Here is a 1,298-nt window from a genome sequence, read left to right as displayed (position 1 = left end):
GAGCTATGCGGGATTTTGGGTGACGAGGTGATCAGGCGGCGTGGTTTGCCGGCATGTGGATGACCTCGATGCCGTCGTTGAATCTGACACCTGCGATCACCTTCGGCAACTGATTTGTGCCTTTGAGCCGCCGCCAGGTCCTTGATGCCGCGATGACCAGCTTGAACACCATCAGCTTGGCGGTGGTTGGCGACAACGAACCCTTGGTTCGCACCGTTCTGTGCCGCACGGTCGCGAACACGCTTTCGATGGGGTTGGTCGTGCGCAAGTGATCCCAATGCTCGGCAGGGAAGTCATAGAAGGCCAGCAACGCGTCGCGGTCCTTGGCGAGGCATTCGACCGCTCGGCCGTACTTGGCGCGGTATTTCTCGGCGAAGGCGCCGATCGCCGCTTCGGCGGCCGCCCGGTTCGGCGCCCAGTAGACTTCGCGCAGGTCCTTCTTCATGTTGGCCTGGACCGAGAGCGGGACCTTGTCCAGGACGTTTACGGTCTTGTGCACCCAGCAGCGCTGGTGCCGTGTGCCGGGAAAGACCTCGTCGAGCGCCTTCCAGAAGCCGAGCGCGCCGTCGCCAACGGCAATTTCCGGGGCGATCTGCAACCCGCGCTGCTTCACGTCGATCAGGAGCTCACGCCAGCTCTGCGCGCTCTCCCGGACGCCGACCTGAAAGCCAATCAGTTCCTTCTTGCCTTCCGGCGTCGCGCCAATCAGCACCAGCATGCATTCGCCGTGGTCTTCCATGCGCGCCTGCAGGAAGACGCCATCGGCCCACACATACACATAGCGTCGCGCCGACAGATCGCGCTTCTGCCAGCGCTCATACTCGCCCTGCCACTCGGCCGTCAGCCGGGAGATGACCGCCGGCGACAGGTTCGGCGCGTCCTTGCCCAGCAAGGCCGTCAGCGCCTCCTGGAAATCGCCGGTCGAGATGCCGCGCAGGTACAGCACCGGCAACAGCGCATCCAGGCTCCGGGTGCGCCGCGCCCACAGCGGTAGGATTGCCGAGCTGAACCGGATCCGCTCGCTATCGCCGGCCGCCCCGCGGTCCCGAATCTTCGCCCGCGCGACCTCGACCGGTCCGATGCCGGTCGCAATCGTTCGCGCCGGGCCGTAACCATGTCGCACGACACGGGCGCGCCCGTCGGCCAGCTTCAAATCCTTCACCGTGGCAAGAAACGTCTCGACTTCGATCTCCACGGCCTGCGCCAGAAGCTGCCGCGCACCAGCTCGCAGGATATTGGTCAGTGGATCATCGATCTCGTCGGGCTGACGAAGCGGGACAATGTTGCTAGTCTCGTTC

At 64.6% G+C, this 1,298-nt stretch carries 1 protein-coding gene; it reads right to left on the bottom strand.

Annotation, left to right across the window (positions count from 1 at the left end; all coding sequences use genetic code 11):
* Positions 1-31 precede the first annotated feature (31 nt).
* Positions 32-1,282 carry an IS256 family transposase gene (locus IVA80_RS15185; protein WP_247431214.1) on the bottom strand — a complete coding sequence of 417 codons (1,251 nt, stop codon included), beginning with the start codon at positions 1,280-1,282 and terminating at the stop codon, positions 32-34.
* Positions 1,283-1,298: the final 16 nt, after the last annotated feature.

Origin of the sequence: Bradyrhizobium sp. 139 (assembly GCF_023074175.1) — a bacterium.
In the GTDB taxonomy this organism is placed as follows: Bacteria; Pseudomonadota; Alphaproteobacteria; order Rhizobiales; family Xanthobacteraceae; genus Bradyrhizobium.
This window is presented reverse-complemented; position numbering and strand designations above follow the sequence as displayed.